Origin of the sequence: Nocardia sp. NBC_00511, from assembly GCF_045161165.1 — a bacterium.
Lineage (GTDB): Bacteria > Actinomycetota > Actinomycetes > Mycobacteriales > Mycobacteriaceae > Nocardia.
Map to the genome: position 1 here is coordinate 5,039,201 of NZ_CP107849.1, position 22,266 is coordinate 5,061,466.

A 22,266-nucleotide genomic window follows, 5' to 3' on the forward strand; every position below is an offset into this window, starting at 1 on the left:
AAGGAGCGTAACCGCCAGGGCGCGACTCAGGGGCATGATCGGACTCTTTCCGGGGGAGCTGAATTCTCCGCCGAAGGCTAACCGACTGAGCAGTCAGTGTGCTAGCTTCCGTGCGTCGATCCATCAAGGAAAGGGACATCGATGGCCGAAATTGAGCAGCCCGAACCCGTCAGGTTCGCGGGTCGCAGCGCGGTCGTGACCGGCGCGGCGGGCGGAATCGGTGCGGCACTGGCGGCCGAGCTCGGAGCGCGCGGCATGTCGGTCGTCGTGGCCGATCTCGATGGCGACGGGGCGCGGGCGGTCGCCGAGGCACTGCAGGCGGATGGTGTCGACGCACTCGGGGCACAGGTGGACGTGACCGATCCGGAATCGACCGAGGCCCTCGCGCAGGCCGCCTACGCGAAGTTCGGGTCGGTCGAGTTGTTGTGCAACAACGCCGGGGTGTTGTTGTTCGGGTCGGTGGCGGACTCGTCGATCGGCGATTGGGGCTGGCTGTCGTCGGTGAATATCGAGGGCATGCTCAACTGCCTGCACGCGTTCCTGCCTCGCATGCGTGCCGCGAGCGGGTGGCGGCAGATCATGAATACCGCTTCCACCCACGCCTTTCTGCCCGATCCGGCGGGCACGGCGCTCTACACCGCCACGAAGCACGCGATTCTCGGGCTCTCACTGGGCTTGCGCGGTGAGCTCGCCACCGACGGCATCGGCGTCACCACCTTGTGTCCCGGCCAGGCCGCCACCCGCATCCTCGATGCCCAGCGCACCCGGCCCGCAGCGTTCGGTCGCCCGGCCGCCGAGCCCTTCGGCACCGGGGTGATTCCGATGAGCATCGAGCCCGCCGAGGTTGCGCGTCTGGCGGTGGATGGCATCCGCCGTGACGCTCCGATCGTTTTCGCGCTTCCCGAATACAGTCGCGATACCTTCCGTGACCAGGTTGAACGCATGTGGCGACTGGCCGACGACGCTCTTGTCGTGCCCGGAGAAACGCATGTCGCGAACGGACGCTGAGCGCCGCACCGGAGTGCGACGGCTGCTGCTCACCGTGCCGTTCGTCAGCGCCGCTCCGCAATTGGCCTTCGCGGCGTCGAATTACTTTGCCGCGCTGCAGGTTCAGGAGATCAACAATGCCGCCAAGGTCGGAAACCTCGCCCTGGTGCATGTTGCCGCCGCCATGGCAGCGCTGGTCGCACAGCCGGTCGTCGGCGTCATGTCCGACCGGACCCGGTCCACATTCGGACGTCGAACGCCGTGGATGTTGATCGGCGTGCTGATGAGTGCGGTCGGTCTGATCACCGCCGGGCTCTCGACCTCATTGGCGATGCTGGTGATCGCGGTGATGGTGGTGCACGTCGGCGCGAACGCCGTGTACGGACCGCTCTCGGCGATCCTGCCCGACCGGGTTCCGGTCCGGCTTCGCGGGCGGTACTCGACGCTGGCGGGCCTGGGAACGATCGTCGCGGCCATGCTCGGACCCCTTGTCGCATCGGCTTTCTCGGCCCGGATACCACTCGGTTATCCGGTCTTCGCGGGCCTGATCGTGGTTGCCGTCGTCGTGTTCGTGCTCCTCAATCCCGATGCCGACAACCGGGATGTGCCGCGGCCCGCGTTCTCGGCAAAGACTGCCGCGCAATCATTCTGGATCGATCCCCGGCGTTGCCCGGACCTGTGGTGGGCGTTTCTCGGCCGCTTCTTGATTCTCGGCGGCTACTACATGGTCCTCACCTACACCATGTACATCGCGCAGGGGTACGTCGGTCTCTCCGCGGCCGCCGCGGCGAAACTCGTTCCGCTGATCGGGCTGGTGGGTTTGCCGGGCCTGGTGGTGGCGATCGCCGTGGCCGGGCCCTGGTCGGATCGGACCGGTCGGCGCAAACCGCTCACGTTGATCGGCGGGCTGGTCATCGCTGCGTCCGCGCTGGTGCCGCTCGCGTTGCCGACGGCCACGGGGCTGCTGCTGTGGGGCGTCACGGTGACCATCGGCTTCGGGATCTTCCTGTCGGTCGATCAGGCCTTGGTCTCGGAGATCCTGCCGGATAAGGAAGCCTTCGCCAAGGATCTGGGCATCGTCAATATCGCTGCCACCCTCCCCAATGTGATCGCTCCCCTCGCCGCCGCCGGCATCGTGTCGGCCACCGGCGGATACGGCGCGCTGTTTCCCGCCGTGGCAATCGTCGCGGGGGCCGGAGCGTTGGCGGTACTGCCCATCAGGAGTGCACGATGATGCCTGCACCGCGGCGGCGCACCGCGATATTAGGCTCGGTGCGAAACCCCAGGCAGTCGAACATGAGGAGTCCGGACCAGTGGCGAGAACCCGGGATGCGGAACAGACCGGAGCGGCCCGCCGCGCCAAGATCGTCACCGCCGCCCTCGCCCTGTTCGCGACGCGCGGCTATCGCGGCACCTCCCTGGCTGCCGTCGCGGATACCGCGGGCATCACCAGATCCGGTCTGCTGCACCATTTCTCGAGCAAGGAAGCGTTGCTCGCGGCGGCACTGGCCGAACGTGACGAGCAAGCGTTCGACGCCGTCGAGATCGACCGCGGCTACGAGGGGCCTGCACTGTTACGAGCCCTGGATATCATCGACGACCTCGTCGCTCGCAACCAGCGCAATCGCGAGCTCACCCGCCTGGCTCACCTCGGCAACCTCGGGGCCGAAGACACCCCGCAGTTCGCTCGCGACTGGGCGCAGCAACGCACCCGCACCTTCCGTGCGAATCTGGCCGGCGTCATCACGGCCGGTATCGCGGCCGGAGATGTGCGCGCCGATGTGGAACCCGTCGCGGTGGCCGGGATCGTCATCGCGGCCATGTCGGGCCTAGAGGAGCAATGGCTGCAGGACGAATCATTCGATATGGCCGCTGCGATGCGGACCTTGACCGCGGTGCTGCGACGCGACCTCCTCATCGAGCGACGTTAACCGGCCACCTCGTCGGCGACGCGGGCCGCAGTCGATCACAGAATCTCAAGACCGGCTCGTCCGGAGGATCGTCGCACGGCTGAATCCTTGTGCGGCGCTTGACTATCACATAACCGGGTGTCTCCATCCGGCCGCTGGGCCGGATGGAGACACACTGTCGCCCGTCAAGCTATGCCGCCCGCGGCTTCGAAGTCGGCAAGCGTCATTTCGAGCCAGCCGATGTACGAAGCCATGGAGGATCGACCATGGTTGTGCGCCGTCCGCATGACCCGTCCGGCCCAGTCCTGGTCGATATCAACGACCGGTTCGATCACTCCGACCAACTCGTCGATCGGAGTAGGGTTCCGGATTTGCGTGCGCCGGTAGTCGAGTTCGGTACGTAGCACGCGGACAGCGATGTCGCGGTCGATGATTCCGGCGAACACGAACCGCAGCATGAAATCGGGGTCCATCGGCCGAGGCGCGGGCTCGTAGGGCGAATGAGCCCAGTCCAGCAACGCTTGCCGACCAACTTCCGTGAGCCGGTACACCTTGGCGTCGGGTTTGCCCTCACGCGGATCGACGTCGAACTCGACGAGCCCGCGGTCGACGAGTTTGGCGAGCGTGCGATAGATCTGCGGCAGCGCCACCCGGTAGCCGATGAACCGGCCGGGCCCGTCCATCCACTTGCCCAGGTCGTATCCCGAGAGTGGCCGCAGTGACAGCATCCCGAGAATGAGATTGTCGAGCATTCCCAACTCCTTCCGTACGGATGGTTCGCCACTCCGCACGCCGGCGTCGGGCCTATCGCCGATCATTGTTAGCAGCGCAGCGAATGGTGGGGTGCAGCTGGGGGTCGAGCGCGTGCAGGGTCAGGTCGACGGTGCGAGGATCGCTGGTCTCGGCCAGGTGGCCCGCGTGATCGTCGGGGCAGCCGTCTTGAATCACGATATTGGTGACATCCGGGGCGTCGATGAACGCGGTGGTGAACGGGGTCGCGATCTGATCGTCGCGAGAGGCGATCATGGTGTAGCGCACGCCGGGTGCTGTCATCGGACCGCTGTTGAGTTCGGTCAGATACGCAGAACCCGCGAGCATGTCGGCCAACGCCGGCATCCTGTCGTGCAATCCTGGGACCTGGGCGACCAGCGCCGTGACGTCGATGCCCGCGACGGTCTGGTTCACGCCGTGCTGCGGGCCGCTGATCGCGACCACCGTCTTGATCGGATTCACCGGCCGGGCAGCGAATTCGAGGCTCACCGCGCGTGCGATCAAGCCGCCCTGAGACTTGCCTACCAGGTCGATCGCATCGGTGTGGTTGAGCTCGAGGATCCGGTCGACGGCGGCGGTGAAGTAGTCGGCCGATGTCGAAAGTGGTTGCCGGGAATCGTAATCGAGTCCGTAGACGCAACGGCCGTCCTCGAGCAGGCCGTCGCGCACCGGACCCAGGCTTTGCTCGACCGACGCATTGGTGCCGTGGACGAGGAGCACCGGCGCACTCGCACCGGTGCCATCCGGGCATGCTTCGAGCGAGGCCAGCGGAGTCGCGGTCTGCGGCGGCGCCGCGTGAGCGTTGGCTGCGGCGGTAGCAGTCATGATGCAGGTAATCGCCGCGGCGGCACCGATTTTGGTGATGACGTGCACTGAAGTCCCCTCGGGTCAGCTGTAGTCGGCGACCAGGCGCCGGAACCGGTCGTACGCGGGCTTGGGCGTGTAGTCATCACGCAGCAGCCCGTAGTAGTCGTCGGATTTGGGGCTGCGACTGTTGTTGTCGCGCAGGTCGAACCAGTACGCCTCGGAGACTCCGTAGACGCCGCGGTAGTCGTTGATCGCGCGAACGATGCTCTGCATCGCGTCACTCTGCTCGGCTTCGGTGCTCTGGCTACCGGTGGCCCAGCCGACCTCGTCGATGTGCAATGGAATGCGGTTGTCGAATCCGGCCAGGGGCAGATAGCACTTACGCATCAGCGCCATCGCTCCGACCATGCTGTTATAGGGATCGACCAGCTGCGAGGGCAGGCGTCCCTGCGGGTAGTAGTCGAAGCCGATCCAGTCGACCGCGTCCCGGAACTCGTTGCCGCCGAGCGCGCCGATATCCCGCCAGAATCCCGCGGTACTACCTGCGATCGACAGCCACGGCTGCAGCACCGCATAGTTGAACCCGATGCCGAGCTGGGTGTAATTCCGGAGCTGCGCTTGCCTTTTCGCCTCGATGACACCGCGGACGAGCGCCTCCTCCGCATCCTCGTAGTAGCCGTCGGAGGTATTCGCCGAGACCTTGATGTTGACCTCATTGGTGATCTGCAAACCGGTCACACCCGGGTTAGCCCCGAACACGTCGACCGCGCGGCGCACATAGTCGAGCCACTTGTCGATGTTGCCGTTGTCCGCGGGGTCGGGGTGGTAGCGCACCTGCAGCTCGACCTGTAGGCCGAGTGCGGTGTAGCGATCGACCAGCGCCCAGTAACGGGCGATGCCGTCGTCGCCGTCAGCGGAAAACATGCGGTTGAGTCGCACCACGAACGGCTTGCCCGCCGGTTTCAGCTGTCGCAGCGCCTGATCGGCCCGCGCCGGATCCTCGGGCGTGAAAGGAGTTGTCTGTTTCGCTCCACCGCCGCCCGACTCCATCGGCCCGATCCCCCAGACCACCGGAGCTCCGCCGCCCGGCGCATCCGTCGCGTAATTCTGGGTGCACTCCGGGTCCGGCTGAACCGGCGGCGGCACCGCCCCCGGGGCCGCGATCCCCAAACCGTCCCACGGGATCGCCCACCCCGGCACCGTCCCCGCCAACACCAACCCCACCACGGTCACGGCAACACCGGCCGCCCGGGCACGCCACTTCATCGTCGTTGAACTCCTTGCAGGTCGGATCGCCACATGACAGCGGCGCTCCATCGGTTTATATATGCGTTCGAACATATACAATCCGAACCGCATGCGCATGTCACCTGGCTAAATCACAACGAATTCTTAGTAGTTTATGTTCTAAAGCATCTAATACTTCGCGCAGGCGCCCGAACCGCGGCACTCGCAGTCGAGCACGGGCGCGGACAGCGCTGACAGCCCTTCGCAAGATCGGGCCCGACACTCGCCAGGTGCTCAGCGATCGCACCCGCATCGTGCACAGCGCGTACATCTACGATCGAGTGCGCGGCGGTCAGATGCGACCATGGCCAGGTAGTCGTCGCCGGGCGCGCCCAGGACGCTCAGATCAAGACCGAGGACTCCGCACGCCTGATCACACTCGACGAGGAGACTGCCACCGCGCTGCGCGTATGGAAATCGATCCAGGACGCCGAGCGAGCGCTCTACGGTGACGACTTCCGCAACACCGACCTGGTCTTCACCTACGACGACGGCCGCCCGTCTACCCGGCTCTATCCGGGAACGATTCAAAAGGCTCGCTGCCAGAGCCGGTCTGCCAGAGATCCGCTTCTACGGCATGGAAGAAGACGCCGCCGACCTCGCCGCCAGCTTCATGCTGGGACGGCATGGAACCCCCTGCGGCGGCACCACATCCATGACACTGAGTTTGGCCAATGATGCCAAACCAACGCGAAAACGGCCCGGAACCAATTGGTTCCGGGCCGTTTCCCCTAGTAGCGGGGACAGGATTTGAACCTGCGACCTCTGGGTTATGAGCCAACGAGGACCCGTCGCGCAGGGTCCCTCCGCGTTCGGCGGAACCCGTTCCGTGCTGGTCAACGGGGTTTCGTCAGTCCGTCCTGTCCGCGCCGTATCACCCGGCCCGCTGGATTTCGCCGCGTCCGGTTGCCAAATCCGTTGCCAATTCCGGCGGATTCGGGGGCCGGGTGTGGCCGTTCCGAGCCGCGCGCCATAGGACAGAAGCGGATGTGCGGGTTAGCCCTGCTGCTTCTTTCTCATCAGGTGATCGAGCTCCTCGACCGCATCGAGCCAGCTCTCGTCTTCCATGTACTCGATGAGCAACCACCGTTGGTACGGTGTGCCAAGCCAGCCCGCTCGGTGTTGTGCTACGTAATCGCTCAACACCGAACTGCGGATCCAACTATCTAGCGTTGCAGGAACTCCAAGGTGATTCGTTCGAACGCCTCCTTTGCTTCGAGCATGATCCAGTGCCCGCAATTCGGAAACACATGCAGCTCAGCGTTCGGGATGCTGCGCATCGGCAGCAAGGCCATATCCAGCGGGGTCTGGCGGTCATCGCGCCCCCAGGCGAGCAGCGTCGGACACCCAACCTTGTGCATCATCGCCCAATACGGTGGTCGGTCGGTGTCGGTCAGCAGACGCTGGCGTGCCGCGAAAGCCTCCTTGCCGTACATGGCTTTGATCGATTCCAGCGCAGCCGGGTCCAGCGCTGTCTGCCAGCGCTCCTCGATCAACTCCTCGGTGACGATCTCGGGACTGTAGGCCATGCACCGCAGCCAGCGGAGCAGGTTCTCCCGGGTCGGCTGCTCGGTGAAGTCCTGCAGAATCTGGGACCCCTCGCTGAGGGGCTGGGTGAACAGGGTCGGCCCTACCCCGCCGATGCAGACGAGCTTGCCGACGCGGCCCGGGTGATGGATCGCCAGGTTCAGCCCGACCACCCCGCCCAGCGAATTCCCGATGACGGCGGCGGATTCGATGCCCAGCGCGTCCATGAAGCGCAGAACCGAGTCCAACGCCGTCCATACCGGATTGCCCTCGACGGGATCACTGAGCCCGAACCCGGGGAATTCCAGAACGTAGCAGTGGTACTCCTTGGCGAACGCCGCCAGGCTACCCCGGTAGTTTCGCCAACCACTCACCCCGATCCCGGAACCGTGCAGCATCAACAGCGGGGGCCCGTCACCCGCCTCGTGGTAGCGCAAAACACCCGTGTCCGTGACCACTTCGCGTTTCGTGGCTTCATAGGTTGTATCCACAGCTAGAAAATTAGAACGCGTTCCCATATCCGACAATGGGACATGCTGACAATTACCGGACATCATTAGGGCGAAGAATGGCAACTTGTTTCCCGATCGATGACTTCTCCCGAGGCTGTCAGCTTTTTGCCAACAGTCGGCAAGAACTTTCGTTGCCACACACTGAAACCGGTTCTAGTTTGTGTCGCATGGCTTTCAACGTTGCAGACCTCTTCGAACACGCGGTAGACGCGGTGCCCGACCGCACCGCCGTTATCTGCGGCGATCGCCGGGTGACCTACCGGGAACTCGACGAGCGCGCGAACCAGCTCGCGCACCACCTGGCGTCACGAGGAATCGGTAAGGGCGACCACGTCGGGGTGTACTCGCGCAACTCCATCGAGGCGCTCGAAACGATGCTCGCGGCCTACAAGCTGCGCGCGGTCTCCGTGAGCGTCAACTACCGGTATGTGGCCGAGGAAGTCCGCTACATAGTGGACAACGCTGACCTGAAGGCCCTGGTCCACGAGCGCGCATACGCCGATATCGTCGCCGAGGTCGCCCCGGCCGGTCCCCGGCTGACAGATATCATCGTGGTCGAGGATGGCACCGACGGGGATTACACCCGCTACGGCGGTATCTCTTACGACCAAGCGCGTGCCGGGCAGTCCACTGCCCGCGACTTCGAGGAACGCCGGTCCGATGACCTCTACATCCTCTACACCGGTGGCACGACCGGGTTCCCCAAGGGCGTCATGTGGACCCACGAGGATGTGTGGCGCACGCTCGGCGGTGGTATCAACCATGTCACCGGCGAATACGTCGCCGACGAATGGGAACTGGCCAACAACGCCAAGTCCGCGCCCAATGGCATTGTGATGGCACCACTTTCACCGCTGATCCACGGGGCCGCGCAGTGGGCGGCGTTCCTCACGCTGAACTCCGGCGGCACCGTCGTGTTCGTGCCACAGTTCGACGCCGATGAGGTGTGGCGGACGGTAGAGCGGGAGAAGGTCAACGTCCTGACCGTGGTCGGTGATGCCATGGCCAAGCCGCTGCTGGATGCCTACCGTGCGAACAGTTACGACGTGTCGTCTTTGTGGGCGTTCAGCAGCCATGCCGCGTTGTTCTCGCAGGCGCTCAAGGAGCAGTACCTCGAGCTCTTCCCGAAGCTGTTCATCACCGATGTGATCGGATCCTCGGAGAGCGGCAGCACTGGTCTCGCAGTGGTCAGCAAGGATTCCGATCATTCCCAGGGACCGCGGGTGAAGTACAACGCGCAGGCCGCACTCATCGACGACGACGGAAAGCTGGTGGAGCCCAAACCCGGCGCGGTCGGCCGGATGGCACGCAAGGGACACGTACCCCTTGGCTACTACAAGGATCCGGAGAAGACGAAGACCATCTTCGTCGAGGTGGACGGAACCCGGTACGTGGTGCCCGGCGACTACGCGCGCTACGAGGACGACGGCACCGTCACCCTGCTCGGGCGCGGATCGGAATGCATCAATACCGGTGGCGAGAAGGTCTTCCCCGAGGAGGTCGAGGGCGCGCTCAAGTCGCATCCAGATGTCTTCGACGCGTTGGTGATCGGCATCAAGGATGAGCGTTTCGGGAACTCGGTCGCAGCGCTGGTGCAGCCGCGCGGCGAGGTCGAGCTCGACCTCGCCGCCCTCGACGGGCATGTTCGTACCAAGGTCGCCGGATACAAGGCGCCGCGCGGCTACTGGATCGTCGAGCAGATGATGCGCCAGCCCAGCGGCAAGGCCAACTACCCCGCCGCCAAGAAACACGCCGCGGAGAACGCCGGACTGAGACGCTCGCCGCGGTGAACAGGTTCGCGCGGATGCCTGGCCAGTAGCTCACAACCACTTTCAGGCATCCGCGCGATCCTCATCCTTGTTGAGTAGGCCGAGCTCGGCGGCGCGTGAACCGAGCTGGAAGCGAGTCGTGGCGTTCAAACGGATCATGATGTCGGCAATATAGCGACGATATGTGCGCGTCGAGACCGAAAGTCGGCGCGCCGCAACCTCATCGGTGACGCCGGCGTTCAAGAAGCGCAATACCGCGATGCCCATCTCGTCGAATCCCCGCTGGCGCAGGGCGACATGGTCACGCAACGGAAGGGCGGTCTCCCAGGTCTGCGTGACGAACTGTTGGATGGCACCGATCAAGGTGAATTCACTGGCGAAGTATGCCTGCGCCTGTCCGTCCACATGCGTCCACACCACCGCGAGGCGGTTGTCGATGACCATGGTGTTGTGGAACTTGGTGTGTGTGACTCGGATTCGATCGCTGAACGAGTAGTCGTGCAGCAGTTCCTCCAGGTCGTGTTCGTCTGCGTAACGGGACGACGCCAGCATCCGTACCCGCTTACCGTCATCGATCAGCTCCCGTATCAGCGCATCCCCGGCGAGATACTCTCGACGTGCGCGGATCGGATCCGAGATCGCGATCGTCACCTCCTCCTGCACCCCCCGAAGGCTTTGCTGCAGCGTCTCACCCCAGTTCTCCCGGGGCGTCACCTGCGCGATATCCGCGTTCTGGTCGGCGTTGCCGACCGGAGAATCAATCCTGGAAAGCGCGGAATCCAGCAACTCGCGTGAACGAACCAACAAATCGGCAATATCCCCAACCACAGGGCCCCCTCCAGTCAGGCATCTCCTGCCCTGACAGCTCAAACCCGAAGCTACACAACGGTGTCCAGCAGAGCAACGCGGCGAGCCCGGATCGTCACGGTGGTATCCATCGAACCCAAACCCAGCAATCTCGGCCCCGTCCATCCTCACCTCCGCCTGCCGGAAATGGCCTGGTAGCGATCTTTTCAACATGCTGAGCGGGTGCCGATCCGAAGTCATCGCCACCTCAGTGTTCCTGAGAGAGTTCTCAGCGAAACCAGTCGGTAATACAACCGTCCACGCGTTGGATGGCAGTCCTTCAAATAGATTCTGCTGCAAATAGTTTGGCAACAAATATCCCGGCCGAACGACCGTCGATCGCCCCAGCCACTACCTGACGCTTGCCAGGAAAGCCGCGCTCGCTCGTTCGATCTCGGTTCCTGCAGTGTCCGACAACTGTGCGGCCAACGCGTCGACCAGTACCAGCAGTACTACCAGTCCGAAAGTCCGCCGCCTGTTCTCTCTGCAAGGCACCTCGCTGTGCCACACGCAGGGCGTCCTGCCGGCGCAGTCGAGCATAGGGAAGCACCGTCCTGGAAAGACTCCCAATCGGCGAATCAGCATCGCGCAGCCGTGCGACTGCTCTGCGAGACGACTGTCGAGTGCGCCGTCGCTCTTCGTCCGAGCCGAGGCCCTGATCGGCGGGGGCTTGTCTGCGCCCGTGGTTGATGAGGACTCCTGGAGACCCGGTCCGCCGTGTCGGGAGATGTCGGTGCTGAACGCGGCCGCCGCCACTGCGATCGTGGCAGGCGACCACAGCTCCTGTTGGCGCGACGATTCGAGTCGCGATAGGCACACGCGTAAAGCGCCCCAATGCTGATTGGCAGATGGGTTGCGGCACACTGTGTTTTGTTTGCATTCGATGTCTACAAAACGTCGCGCGCTCATCTCGCCACTGCGCCGAATGAGGACTACCGGTCAGCGACGACCTGCGTCCGAACCATCCGCGCCACCCGCTCAATCGACGCGCCTCGAGATCGGCGGAAATCTGCAGTTCTCCACGGGCACGCGTTGTTGTGGATGCTGTTCGAACCACCCCACAGATTCGAACCGGCACGACCGCCATTGCCGGCACCCAGCCCATGGCCGTGCGGAGCCCGAGGGCACCTCGGCGAGGTCGTGCGATCACAGGGTCGGCAACCCAGCGATTACGGCCCCACTCGTCCCGCTTTGTCCACTGGAAAGCATCTGGTAGCGATACATTTCGCCATGTTTCAGGCGCTGACCGACATGACCGTTTCGGCATGATGCCAACGCCGCTGCCGACAACCTCGACAAAAGTTGAGGGCGGTCCTGAAACCTACTGGTCAGGACCGCCCTCGTGAGTAGCGGGGACAGGATTTGAACCTGCGACCTCTGGGTTATGAGCCCAGCGAGCTACCGAGCTGCTCCACCCCGCGTCGGTATGTACAACACTACGGGGTGCGTGAGTGAGCGCCTAATCGGCTGTTCAGAAAGGGTTTTCGCAGGGGAAGGGGCGGGTGGGCGACTCACAGTGGACTGCCATCGAATGCCAATTGTGTTCGCACCTGGGGCTGGTTGGGTCGAGTCGAGGCGCGCCGGATTGCGGCGGGCCACGATCGTAGGAGAGCGGTTGACTACTTCACTCGTGTCCCGGACCAGGAGAGTGCTCACGGCGGTGCTGGTGGTTGCCGCGTTCGCGGCGGCTCCGGCTGTTGCCGGGGCTGCGCCCGGCGATTTGGGGGATGGCGGGGCCAGCGCTCCGGCGGCTACCTCGCCGGACACTCCCAGTGCCGGAGGCGGTTTGGGTGGTGGGGCGGGAGCTGGGACCGGTATGGATATGGGAGGGACCGGGGCAGGGACCTCGGGGGCGGGGACACCGAGCGCGGGAAGTCCGGACGCAGGAACTCCAGGCGCGGGGACGCCCGGTGCGGACGCTTCCGGCACAGGTACTCCCGGCGCAGGCACCCGGGGCACCGGGTCTCCGGGCGCCGGAACGCCGGGCACTGGTACTCCAGGTGCCGGAACGCCGGGCACGGGAACGCCGGGTGGGGTGAATCCCGTTGGGCCCGAGGCGCCTTCGTCTCCCACCCCGGTCGCGCCAGAGCCTCCGACACCGACGCCCATACCGACCCCGTCGGGACCGAATCTGACCGAGCCCCTGCGATCTCACCGATACCGCGTGCCTGATGGCGAATCCGGAGGATCCCAACAGCCCGTTGAACCCCAACAATCCGGCGAGCCCGCTCTATCCGCAGAATCATCAGCAGGACAACTCCCCCATTCCTGGCCTGGGACAGGGTGATTCGGATACACCCGGCACGAGCCAGCCCGGCACCAACCATCCGGGACGCGGGCTCGGCAGTCTCCTACCCGGCCTCAGTAGCTGAATATTGTTGCGGGGGAAGTCAATTCGGCCAGCCAAACATAGTGGCCTACGAGGCGACTCGGGAGCCGAGGTAGTTCAGCAGGATCTGGGCGTCGTCGCCGTAGTCGACGTGTGCGTTCGAGGCGTAGAAGGAGGCCATGGCGACGCCCTGGCGGCTCAGCTGTACCAGGTCGTTGACGCTGTCGGGGCCGCCGAGTTTCAGCAGGGCCTGCGCGGCGGTGAGGAGGTTGCCGTGGACGACGTTGGCGAAGGGGCCGACGACGGCTCCGGCCAGCTCCATCGCGGAGGGGACGAGCGCGGACAGGTCCGCGGTGGCTGCGATCGGACCGGTCGTGTTGAGGGATCCGACTGCGCGCCACAGGGTTTCCTGCATCTGGCCGACCACGTCGGCGATGTGCAGGATGTCGATCTTGGTGAGCGCGTCGGCGAAGACGCTCATCGCACCGGCCAGGCCCGAGGGGTCGACGGCGGCGACCGCGTGGATGACCGAGGCGACCAGCGGCAGATCGACGCCGGCGGCCGCCTGGACGATCGGGGTCAGCATGTCGTTGAGGTCGCTCGCGATCTGGTGCGCCTCACCGATATCGCCGAGTTGGATCACGGTCGGAAGGTCGGTGAGTCCGGCGAGGATGGTGGGCATGTTGGCGGCGGTCGCCGTCCAACCCGCACCCATCTTCACGACCTGCGCGACGAGTGTCGCGGGGTCGATGGCGGACGGGACCAGTGCGGAGATCGGGGCGGGATCACCGCTGAGCACCCGGCCGAGCGCGGCGAGGAACGGGGAGGCGGTGGCATTGAGCGAGCAGTACAGGTCTCCGGCCACACACAGGGTGCGCACCCGGTCGGTGAGTGCGCCGAAGTCCTGGCCGCGGGTTCCGGCGATACCGTGGCCGGGTTGCGGATTGCCCAGGGACATAGTGGTATTCGGGTCGCGATGCGGGTCGGCCAGCAGTCCGACGCCCATCACCCGGTCGGCGCTGATCGGCCCCTGCCCATTACCGATCTCGGTGGCGACATCGCCGATGCCGTCCGCACCCTGGCTGTATCCGGCCAGGATCACCCGGGTCGAGGCGCACAGGCCGCTCATCATGGTGTGCAGCCGGTCCTCGAGGGTGCTCAGCGACTGCGCGTAACTCAGCCCCTGATCGAAAGCGCTTGCGGCATAAGGTGCGTAGAGCACGCTGATGTCGCTGCCGAACTGCTGTTGCAGTCCGTCACCGATCGGCCGCAGCATGCCGACTGGCACCGCCGGATCCGCGTTCGCGTTGGTTTCCCAGGTTCCCGGGGCGAAGATCGCGGTGTACGGGGTGCAGGACTTCGGCCCCCGCGCCTCCGCCCGCCCGTCACCGACCGCCACGTTCCCGACCAAGACGGTGGCGGCGACCAAGATCGCCGCGCACCAGGGCGCCAGCCTGCTCATCGTCCAAATCCTCTGCTGCCGACGGTGTTTCGGGGCCCGTGCGCGAAGGCTCGGGTCCCGCTGCGCAGTAACAGCCCATTCTCGCGACTCGGCGCCGATTTCGCAGGGTTTTCAGACACATAGTTGTTTCAGATGCCAGCGCATCCGGACGAACTCCACGTCAGCGGCAGACAGCACCGCGAAACTGACGCAGAGTCAACGCCGCCAGATCCCGCTGGACAGGAAGCCATCCCACGCGGCAGCCGAAAACCAGAGCTCAGGACCTACACCGCCATCCTTGGAGTCGCGGACCCCTACTTTGTCGACAGCGTGGCAGACCTCGACGCACTCCTGATCCGCTTGGCTGCGGCTGCTCTTGAACCAGGTGGCAAGATTCGAATTCACGTCTCGTACTCCTTTGCGATCTTCCTCAGCAGCGCGCGGCTTTCCTCGACACCCAGCGATGCGTCATGAAGCGCGGCCCATACCGCACGATAGCGCTGAATGTCCGGTTCCTTCTGAAGATAGATCTGCGCCGTCAGCACGCTCTCGACGTAGACGACCGGGGGTTCCAGTGCGCGCCCCTTGGAGTCGAGACCGAAATCGAGGATCACGAAGGAACCGGGCAACAGCCCCATCGGCATACCGGCAGCGAAGGGCAGCACCCGCACCTCGATCGTGGGCCCCGTCCCGGCATCGGCCAAGCGCCGCAGCTGATTTGCCATGATCCTCGGGCCGCCGACGACCCGATGTAGAGCTGACTCGTGCAGCACCACGTCGAGCCCTACCGGCTCGGCCCTTCGAGTCACGATCTTCTGCCGCCGAAGTCTCAACTCCACGCGACGCTCGATATCCCGGTCGGGCATGTCGGTACGGTAACCACGGATCAAGGTGCGGGCGTAGTCCGGCGTCTGTAGCAGCCCTGGTACCACTTCCTGATATGAGATCAGTTGACGTGCAGCCGCTTCCAGTCCGACATAGTGATCGAAGCTACCGGGCAGCAGATCGCCGAGCTCCTGATACCACGTCTTGACCGCAGCCTGCTCAGCAAGCCTCTTCAACGCGGCAGTGTCATCCACCGTGCACTCGTAGATCTCACACAGGTGCAGGATGATTCGGACTCGAACCTTTTCCGCAGTGCCCTTCTCCAGCCGGTGCAGTGTGCTCGTACCGATCTCGACGAGCTTCGCCGCCTGCGCCATCGTCAAACCGATTTCCTCACGGTACTGGCGCAGGTAACGACCAAGCTGCCGTCGCGGCAGGGTGCTGTCTTCGTCTCCCATCACGCTTACCCCCTGGTACACGGAATATTTGGACCGCATCGAACGGAATCAGTGTGCGCCGCTCATGGAAACCGTCCTGGGGAAATGGCAATTCTCCGGTGAAATTCCAGAAAGGTGAGATCCGCGCACGGCAGCGGTGGTGTCGTTGTCCACACAGCCGCATCGACATCATGTCCGATTTGTAAATGCCTTCATTCCAAGGGGATTCACATGCTGTCCGCCACGATCCAGTTGCTTTCGGTCATTGCCGCGCTACTACTGTGCATCGCTGCCGCGTGGGGAATCGGCCTCGATCGCACCGAATACCCTGATGCGCAACGCAATTCGATGGTCGTCGCGGGTGATCGACGCTTTCACCGCGTGCCAGTCAGCAATACTCACCGCCGTCACGGCCGGCATCGGGCCAGGTGAGGACATGTGCGCACAATGGGAGGTCGAATCCAGGGATGATGACCCCCAGCAGATCGAATTGCAGGTCATTCAGGACGTTCTCGACACCGTCGAGGCGCGGCTGCGCGAGAAGGAGGAGCGGGGGTGGCGGTTGACCGTGCCGCGCTCGCGGGTCTATGCCATCGTGCTGCTCGCGGTCATCGTCAGTGCGCGCGACGCGCACCGGATACCCGCCACGCTGGACCATGCCGCCATCCTCGACAGCATCCTCGACGGCGCGGAAGCGACCACGGACGACGGCGCGGCACAGCCGATCGAGGACGTCATCAGCAACCACATCACCCCGGTGAACTGATCGACGTGATCAGCGCGGATGTCAGAGCAGGACGATCGCGTTCGCGTCGGTGCCGATGGTGGCGATGAGGGTGGGGCGGGTGCCTGCGATCGGTGCCACCCTCAGCAGTTGGGTCAGGTGGGCTACCGTGGCCGCCAAGTCCGGCGTTGCCAAGACCAAATGATCGAGTTCACTCACGACACGGGAGCCTAGGAATCGGGACGGACCGCCAGAACCCTTCTACTCGCCGCGATCCGGACCGAGCGACCTCCGGCTGTTCGCCGCATCCGCTCGTGCCCATGTTGCTGAGCGATGTCCGCAGGACACCAATTTCCAACGATGCGGATCCGGAGGTCACGCTGTAGCGTCTGCCGCGTTGCCGGAAGGTGAACGACAGGTCGGCGGGTGTGGGCCGGAAAGTGTTGACCTACAGGCTGAATGGAGACTTGTAATGGGACGTGCGTTCGGTACGGCGAATCGCCGGACGGTGCTGGGGTCGATGCTCGCGGCGGGAGCTGCCGGGGTTGCTGGACTACCCGAGGGCATGGCGGAAGCCCTGGCGGAACCCGGGCGATCGGGGTCGCTGGATCAGGTTCAGCACGTGGTGATCCTGATGCAGGAGAACCGCTCGTTCGATCATTATTTCGGAACCATGAGCGGCGTGCGGGGTTTCGGCGACAAGCGCGCTGTGCGACTGCCCGCGGGTGGATACAACCCGATTCTCCAGGCGGCCATGGATACCGCGCTCTCCGGCGGGGTGGGCACCGACCTGGGCAGCGGATCGGCGGGCACCGGTAGTGCGAGCGGGTCGGCGAGTGGTTCCGGTAGCGGCAGCGGGTCGGGTAGTGGCAGCGGGTCGGCGGGCGGCAGCCTGGATGCCTTCCATCAGCCGGACGCGTTCAGCAGCACCGGTTTCCTGCTGCCCTGGCACGTCGACACCACGCGGGTGGACGGGCAGGATCTCGGGGATCTCGCCCACGACTGGAACACCACGCATCTGGCCTGGGCTGATGGCGCGTATCACTCGTGGATCGCGGCCAAGTCCAAGATGACCATGGGCTACTTCACCGAGGCCGATATTCCGTTCCATCGGGCGCTGGCGGCCGCGTTCACGGTCTGCGACCACTACTTCTGCTCTATTCAGGGACCCACCACCCCGAATCGACTGTTCCACTGGTCCGGCACCATCGACGCCGCCGGGCGTGCGGGCGGGCCCGCGGTCTCCAATCCTCCGGACTACCGGCCCGTCTACACCTGGACGACCTATCCCGAACGCCTGCAGCAGGCGGGAATCTCGTGGCAGGTGTATGCCGATTCGCACAGCGGCGGCGACTTCCTCGCGGACTTCGGCGACAATCCGCTGTGGCTGTTCCGCGCCTACCACGACGCGGCGGCCTCCGCCGATCCCGCCGTCCGGCAGCTGGCCGACCGCGCCAACGTGACCGTCGCCGGAATGTCGCCGCCGCCAGCGGGAACCGACGGCACGAACGTGGATTACGTTCTGCAGCAGTTCATCTCGGACTGCGCCTCGAACACGCTGCCGCAGGTGTCGTGGGTGGTCGCGCCCGCCGGGTACTCCGAGCATCCCGCCTACCGGCCCGCCGACGGTGCCGCGTACATCCAGCGCGTCCTGCAAGCCCTGTGGGACAACCCGAAACTGTGGGAATCGACTGTCGTGCTGGTCAATTACGACGAGAACGACGGGTTCTTCGACCATCTGGTGCCGCCCACCGCCCCGCCGGGTACGCCCGACGAGATCCTGGCGTCACTGGAGATCACCGGCACCGACCTCAGTTCCGGCTCCGCCACCCTCGGGCTGGCGTCGGGGTCGGCCGCGATGGACGCCCTGATCGGCCGGGCCGGGGCACTGCTGAGCGGGCAGGCCCCGATCGGTCTCGGGCCGCGGGTGCCGATGCTGGTCATCTCGCCGTGGAGTCGCGGCGGATACGTGAATTCGCAAGTGTTCGACCACACTTCGGTCCTGCGGTTCCTCGAACAGTGGACCGGTGTCGCCGAACCCAATATCTCGGCCTGGCGGCGCGCGATCTGCGGCGACCTCACCAGCTGCTTCGATTTCGGCAAGCGCGACACCAGCATTCCCACCCTGCCCGACGCCAATGCCGAACGCGCCCGGGCGGCGGGGCAGAAGAACCTGCCCAAACCCACTCCGCCGTCGCCGGGTGGGCAGCAGATGCCGGTTCAGGACGGTGGGCGCGCCAATGCCCGGCCGCTGCCGTATCAGCCGGTCGCGTGGCTGGAGGTGGCCGGGTCGGCCGCGACGGTTCGGTTCGGCAATCAGGGATCGGTCGCCATGCCGTTCCAAACCTTTGCCTACCAGGACAATTCGATTCGTCAGACAGTCGTGGCACCCGCCGCGACGGCGCAGGAGCGATTCCAGATCAATGGCTCCTACGACTTCGCCGTGCACGCTCCCAACGGCTTCCTCGTCGAGGCCGCCGGGACCGGCGACACCGCCTCCATCACCGCGACCGCCGCGATCGGGGGCAGTGCGAGCCAACCCACTTTCGTTGTCACCGTGAGTAATTCGGGTAGCTCGGCGGTCACAGTCCAGGTCAGCGGCGGCTCTCCCACGACCGTCGGGGCCGGAGCCAGGCAGGACATCGTCGCACCACTCGACCAGGGCTGGTACGACCTGAACCTCACGCTGTCCGGAAACACGAACTGGCGCAGGCACTTCGCCGGGCACCTGGAGAACGGCGGCGCGAGCAGCACGGCCTGACCACCCCGGACCGGCCCGTGGCATCGGCTGCGGGCCGGATCCGGTGGTCACGCGGCCCGGTAGGGTCGGCGGGACACAGGGTGGGAGGGGTTCACACGATGGTTGACGGATTGGCACAGCGACCGCTGGAGGTCGAGCCGCCGGTGCGGCGCACGCGACGCCGGTGGCGGGTACTGGGTGCGGTGGCGGGATGGCCGCTGCTGCTCGCGGGGGTGCTCGGGGTCGGGCTGCACTACAACACGACGGTATGGGAGCCCGCGACACTGGCCACGTCGTTCGCGACTTATCTGATGGTGGGCGCGGTGGTCTCGCTCCTGGTGCTCGGACTGGCTCGGCAGCGGGTCGGAGCGCTGATCGCGGTCGCGGTTTCCGGTGCGGCCCTGTGGTCGCAGCTGCCGATGCTGTGGCCGGACGGAAGTCCTGCGGCGGGCACGGATCTGGTGGTGATGCAGTCCAATCAGTACCTCGGACGCGGCGACGCCAAGGCCGTGGTCCAGCAGGTGCGAGACAACGGGGTGGAGGTACTCACACTCGAAGAGCTGACACCGGAGCTGCTCGACCGGCTCGACGCCGCCGGGCTGGCGGACGCGCTCCCCTACCGATTCACGGCCCCCTCCGGTGGCGGGCAGGGCACCGGCATCTTCAGCCGATATCCACTCCAGGACGGCATGAAGTTCGACGGCTTCTGGCTGAACAACCTGCGCGCCACCATGACCCACCCCAGCCTCGGACCGATCACGATCTTCGGACTCCACCCGATCCCGCCACTGTCGAATGCCGGGCAGTGGTCGCACGAGTTGGGCCAGATCCGCGACCTACTGCAAGCGGAGCCCGGCCGAGTAGCCGTAGGCGGTGACTTCAATTCCACCTACGACCACGCTCAGTTCCGGGCCCTCACCATCGGCCGCTACGCCGATTCCGCCGAGCTCCTCGGTGTCGGCGCACTGCCGAGCTGGCCCACCGACCGCTCCTTCGGGCCGGTGATCGGCATCGACCGCGTACTGGTCGCGAACGGCACGGCGACGGCGATCCACTCCGTCACCATGCCCGACACCGACCACCGCGCGGTCATCGCCCGTCTGCGCTTCTGATCACCGCCAGGCCGTACCCGATGCGGGGCCGAGAGGCAGCACCACCTTCGACGGGTACCGCGCCGAGTGCTGGATGTCGACACTCGAACCGAAGAGGCCGGGGATATCGGCCGGGTGCGGCATGGTGGCCGGAAAAGAGCTGCTGGACACGCGGATTCGCAGCTGATGACCGGCGTCGATCTTCGCGACGGTCGGGAAGACCCGGATCTGGAGTTCGGTGACCTCGCCCGGGGTGAGCGGTTGGATCGACTCGGCGGTGTTCTGGTGCACGACGGCGTAGAGGGTGCCGTCCGCGGTGCGCCACGAGCGGTCCTCGTCGACGGATCGACGCTTGGTGGTGAGCGCGCCCTCGGTGAGCTGGCGGACGCTGCCGTCGGGAGCCACATCCTCGACGGCCACGTCGAAGGCGGCGTCGGCGGCGGTGGAGCTGGCGTACAGGTCGGCGGTGATCGGCCCCGCCAGCGTCATGGGCTCGTCGAAACTCGGTGTGGTGTAGGTCAATCCGGTCTGCGGACCGATCTCGCCACGGCTGCACGGGTCGTGCAGGTTACCCAGGGACAGCAGGTTGATGACGAATTCCAGGACGCCGCCGGACGCCTTGCCGAACTCGCGACTGCACGGATTGCTGAACAGCGAGTAGTCCCAGCGGTCAGGTGCCTGATCACCGGCGGGCGCGCTGGCCGACAGCTGGTTGCCGTCGAGGAAGTAGCTGGTCGGGGTGGTCTCCGCGAACGGGTACGCGCTGGTGCTCAGCGCATTGCCGCTGTCGTCGATCACGTTGATCGGCTTGGTGTTTCGCTCCACGCCATTGTCGATTCCCTTGAGCCAGTGGTCGAACCAGGCCGCGGTGTGCTCCTCGGTGCGGAGGCGGCCGGTGGGCGCGAAACCGGTGGTGACGTGCGGCCATGGGCCTTGCAGGATCTGATAGCGCGGGTCGGGTTTCATCGATGCGTCCATCGGGCCGTACGGATCTCGCCCGGCGGCCACATTCTGCAGTGCCGCATACAGTTTGAAGGTCGCGCCCTGGAAGATGTCGGTGTCGCCGCCGACCGCGTAGACGGCGACGTCGTTGTGCACGATGTCGGCGATGTCGTTGGACAGCAGTCGCGGTTCGACCACCGGATCGTCGCCGTTGAGGCCGTGGGTCAGCAGCGTCGCCGCCAGGCCGAGGATGCCCTGACCATCGTCGCCGATCAGGCCCTTCAACCGGTCGATGATGATCCCGACGGCGCGTAGCGGTTGAATCAGTGCCGCCTCCCACAGATTGGCGTACTGCAGCCACAGTCCCGGCCAGATCACCACGAACAGCGAGATCAGCGGCGCCCACTGGCCGTCGCCGAGCACGTCCTGCAGCAGGTCGTAGTCGGTGTTCATCGCGAAAATGGCCTTCAGCGGCGAGTTTTCGCCGATCTTCGTGGCCGCGTGCATGGCCTCCACGCCCGGGAACGAATACCCGAACATGCCCACCTTGCCGCTGGAGTTCGGCAGCCGCGAACTCCAATCGACCAATTCCTTGATGTCCTGGGCATTGCGGTCGCTGATCGGCGACCACTGACCATTGGACGCGCCGGTGCCACGCACATCCGCGATCACATTGATGTAGCCGCGATTCACCAGATCGACCGGCGCGCTCACCTCCTGCGACACCGAATTGATCACGCCGCCGAGGTCACCCGGCACCGGCAGGTGGTACTCCTCGAACACCCCGCCGATCGCCGACACCAGCAGCCCGTTGTACGCCCCGTACGGCGTCACCGAAAGCACCACGGGGAAGGGACCTTTCGCGGGTTGATGCGAAACCGGATCCAGCGGAAACCGAATCGACGCATGTAGATCCACTCCGTCGCTCATCCGCACGTCCTGCGCGACGTCGTACCCCGTCTGATAGAGGTCCGGGCTCGCCGTATACCCGTCGGGCAACCCGAATCCCGCGGGCGCGGGCAATGCGGGCCCCTGTCCCGGATCGGCTTGCGCCCGATTCGCGGGAACCATCGTGACCACGATGGCAACCGCCAGCATCGCCACCGCGAACAACCATCCATGGGAGGCGATCCTCCGCATCCGAGCCCGCCACACCGACGGAGCCACGCGCCATTGTGTCGTCATGTGCACAAACATCACATGTGGGGATGCTCACCGAACATTGGCAAACGCCAAGTATCCCAGACAGCGACTTGTGCATTTGCCTATCGCTTCGATTCGGGGCCGAATCTCGAGTCGAGGTCGCCCACGAATCCGGCGG

Annotated in this window: 19 protein-coding genes and 1 tRNA gene; 9 read left to right on the top strand and 11 right to left on the bottom strand. The window is 65.3% G+C overall.

What is annotated here, in order from left to right; translation table 11 throughout:
• The first annotated feature begins 141 nt into the window (after nt 1-141).
• The 3 genes from OG300_RS23660 (at nt 142) to OG300_RS23670 (ending at nt 2,918) form a co-directional block, all read left to right on the top strand.
• Nucleotides 142-1,008 carry an SDR family NAD(P)-dependent oxidoreductase gene (locus OG300_RS23660; protein ID WP_405485055.1) on the top strand — a complete coding sequence of 289 codons (867 nt, stop codon included), beginning with the start codon at nt 142-144 and terminating at the stop codon, nt 1,006-1,008.
• Entirely contained in the window at nt 989-2,221 is a 1,233-nt protein-coding gene (locus OG300_RS23665; RefSeq protein ID WP_405485057.1) for an MFS transporter, read from the top strand. Before OG300_RS23660 ends, OG300_RS23665 begins: the two co-directional genes overlap by 20 nt.
• 79 nt (nt 2,222-2,300) lie before the next feature.
• On the top strand, nt 2,301-2,918 hold the full coding sequence (locus OG300_RS23670) for a TetR family transcriptional regulator (protein ID WP_405485059.1): 618 nt from the start codon (nt 2,301-2,303) through the stop codon (nt 2,916-2,918).
• 164 nt (nt 2,919-3,082) lie between these two features.
• On the opposite strand, the gene OG300_RS23675 is transcribed toward OG300_RS23670, so the two are convergent.
• The 4 genes from OG300_RS23675 to OG300_RS23690 form a co-directional block, all read right to left on the bottom strand.
• A complete protein-coding gene (locus OG300_RS23675; protein WP_405485061.1) occupies nt 3,083-3,649 on the bottom strand; it encodes a PadR family transcriptional regulator in 567 nt (188 codons plus the stop codon).
• Between the two features lie 52 nt (nt 3,650-3,701).
• Complete coding sequence (locus tag OG300_RS23680; RefSeq protein ID WP_405485063.1) at nt 3,702-4,493, bottom strand: esterase/lipase family protein; 792 nt, start codon at nt 4,491-4,493, stop codon at nt 3,702-3,704.
• 63 nt (nt 4,494-4,556) lie between these two features.
• Nucleotides 4,557-5,741, bottom strand: a complete 1,185-nt coding sequence (locus OG300_RS23685; protein ID WP_405485065.1) for a hypothetical protein — start codon at nt 5,739-5,741, stop codon at nt 4,557-4,559.
• Nucleotides 5,742-6,928: 1,187 nt separating this feature from the next.
• Complete coding sequence (locus OG300_RS23690; RefSeq protein WP_405498636.1) at nt 6,929-7,780, bottom strand: alpha/beta fold hydrolase; 852 nt, start codon at nt 7,778-7,780, stop codon at nt 6,929-6,931.
• Nucleotides 7,781-7,968: 188 nt separating this feature from the next.
• Here OG300_RS23690 and OG300_RS23695 point away from each other — a divergent pair, with 188 nt between their 5' ends.
• Entirely contained in the window at nt 7,969-9,591 is a 1,623-nt protein-coding gene (locus tag OG300_RS23695) for an acyl-CoA synthetase (protein WP_405485067.1), read from the top strand.
• Between the two features lie 42 nt (nt 9,592-9,633).
• Here OG300_RS23695 and OG300_RS23700 read toward each other — a convergent pair whose 3' ends face one another.
• Entirely contained in the window at nt 9,634-10,398 is a 765-nt protein-coding gene (locus OG300_RS23700) for a hypothetical protein (protein WP_405485069.1), read from the bottom strand.
• Nucleotides 10,399-11,763: 1,365 nt separating this feature from the next.
• Nucleotides 11,764-11,837, bottom strand: a tRNA-Met gene (locus tag OG300_RS23705).
• Between the two features lie 750 nt (nt 11,838-12,587).
• On the opposite strand from OG300_RS23705, the gene OG300_RS23710 reads away from it, so the two are divergent.
• On the top strand, nt 12,588-12,788 hold the full coding sequence (locus OG300_RS23710) for a hypothetical protein (RefSeq protein ID WP_405485071.1): 201 nt from the start codon (nt 12,588-12,590) through the stop codon (nt 12,786-12,788).
• 45 nt (nt 12,789-12,833) lie between these two features.
• On the opposite strand, the gene OG300_RS23715 is transcribed toward OG300_RS23710, so the two are convergent.
• From OG300_RS23715 to OG300_RS23725, 3 genes are all read right to left on the bottom strand, one after another.
• Nucleotides 12,834-14,207, bottom strand: coding sequence for a cutinase family protein (locus tag OG300_RS23715; RefSeq protein ID WP_405485073.1), 1,374 nt, complete (start codon nt 14,205-14,207; stop codon nt 12,834-12,836).
• Nucleotides 14,208-14,402: 195 nt separating this feature from the next.
• Nucleotides 14,403-14,591: a DUF397 domain-containing protein gene (locus OG300_RS23720; RefSeq protein WP_405485075.1), complete on the bottom strand. Its 189-nt coding sequence runs from the start codon at nt 14,589-14,591 to the stop codon at nt 14,403-14,405.
• Nucleotides 14,588-15,469 carry a helix-turn-helix domain-containing protein gene (locus tag OG300_RS23725; RefSeq protein WP_405485077.1) on the bottom strand — a complete coding sequence of 294 codons (882 nt, stop codon included), beginning with the start codon at nt 15,467-15,469 and terminating at the stop codon, nt 14,588-14,590. The genes OG300_RS23720 and OG300_RS23725 overlap by 4 nt, the downstream gene beginning before the upstream one ends.
• A gap of 210 nt (nt 15,470-15,679) precedes the next feature.
• On the opposite strand from OG300_RS23725, the gene OG300_RS23730 reads away from it, so the two are divergent.
• The gene (locus tag OG300_RS23730) at nt 15,680-15,880 is read left to right on the top strand and encodes a hypothetical protein (RefSeq protein WP_405485079.1); all 201 of its coding nucleotides are present in this window, start codon (nt 15,680-15,682) and stop codon (nt 15,878-15,880) included.
• Between the two features lie 4 nt (nt 15,881-15,884).
• The gene (locus OG300_RS23735; protein WP_405485081.1) at nt 15,885-16,214 is read left to right on the top strand and encodes a hypothetical protein; all 330 of its coding nucleotides are present in this window, start codon (nt 15,885-15,887) and stop codon (nt 16,212-16,214) included.
• 21 nt (nt 16,215-16,235) lie between these two features.
• Here the strand turns inward: OG300_RS23735 and OG300_RS23740 are convergent, their stop codons facing one another.
• Nucleotides 16,236-16,391, bottom strand: a complete 156-nt coding sequence (locus OG300_RS23740; RefSeq protein WP_405485083.1) for a hypothetical protein — start codon at nt 16,389-16,391, stop codon at nt 16,236-16,238.
• 346 nt (nt 16,392-16,737) lie between these two features.
• On the opposite strand from OG300_RS23740, the gene OG300_RS23745 reads away from it, so the two are divergent.
• Nucleotides 16,738-18,933 carry a phosphocholine-specific phospholipase C gene (locus tag OG300_RS23745; RefSeq protein ID WP_405498637.1) on the top strand — a complete coding sequence of 732 codons (2,196 nt, stop codon included), beginning with the start codon at nt 16,738-16,740 and terminating at the stop codon, nt 18,931-18,933.
• Between the two features lie 98 nt (nt 18,934-19,031).
• Entirely contained in the window at nt 19,032-20,024 is a 993-nt protein-coding gene (locus tag OG300_RS23750; RefSeq protein WP_405485085.1) for an endonuclease/exonuclease/phosphatase family protein, read from the top strand.
• Here OG300_RS23750 and OG300_RS23755 read toward each other — a convergent pair whose 3' ends face one another.
• Complete coding sequence (locus tag OG300_RS23755) at nt 20,025-22,130, bottom strand: CocE/NonD family hydrolase (RefSeq protein ID WP_405485087.1); 2,106 nt, start codon at nt 22,128-22,130, stop codon at nt 20,025-20,027.
• Nucleotides 22,131-22,266 lie beyond the last annotated feature (136 nt).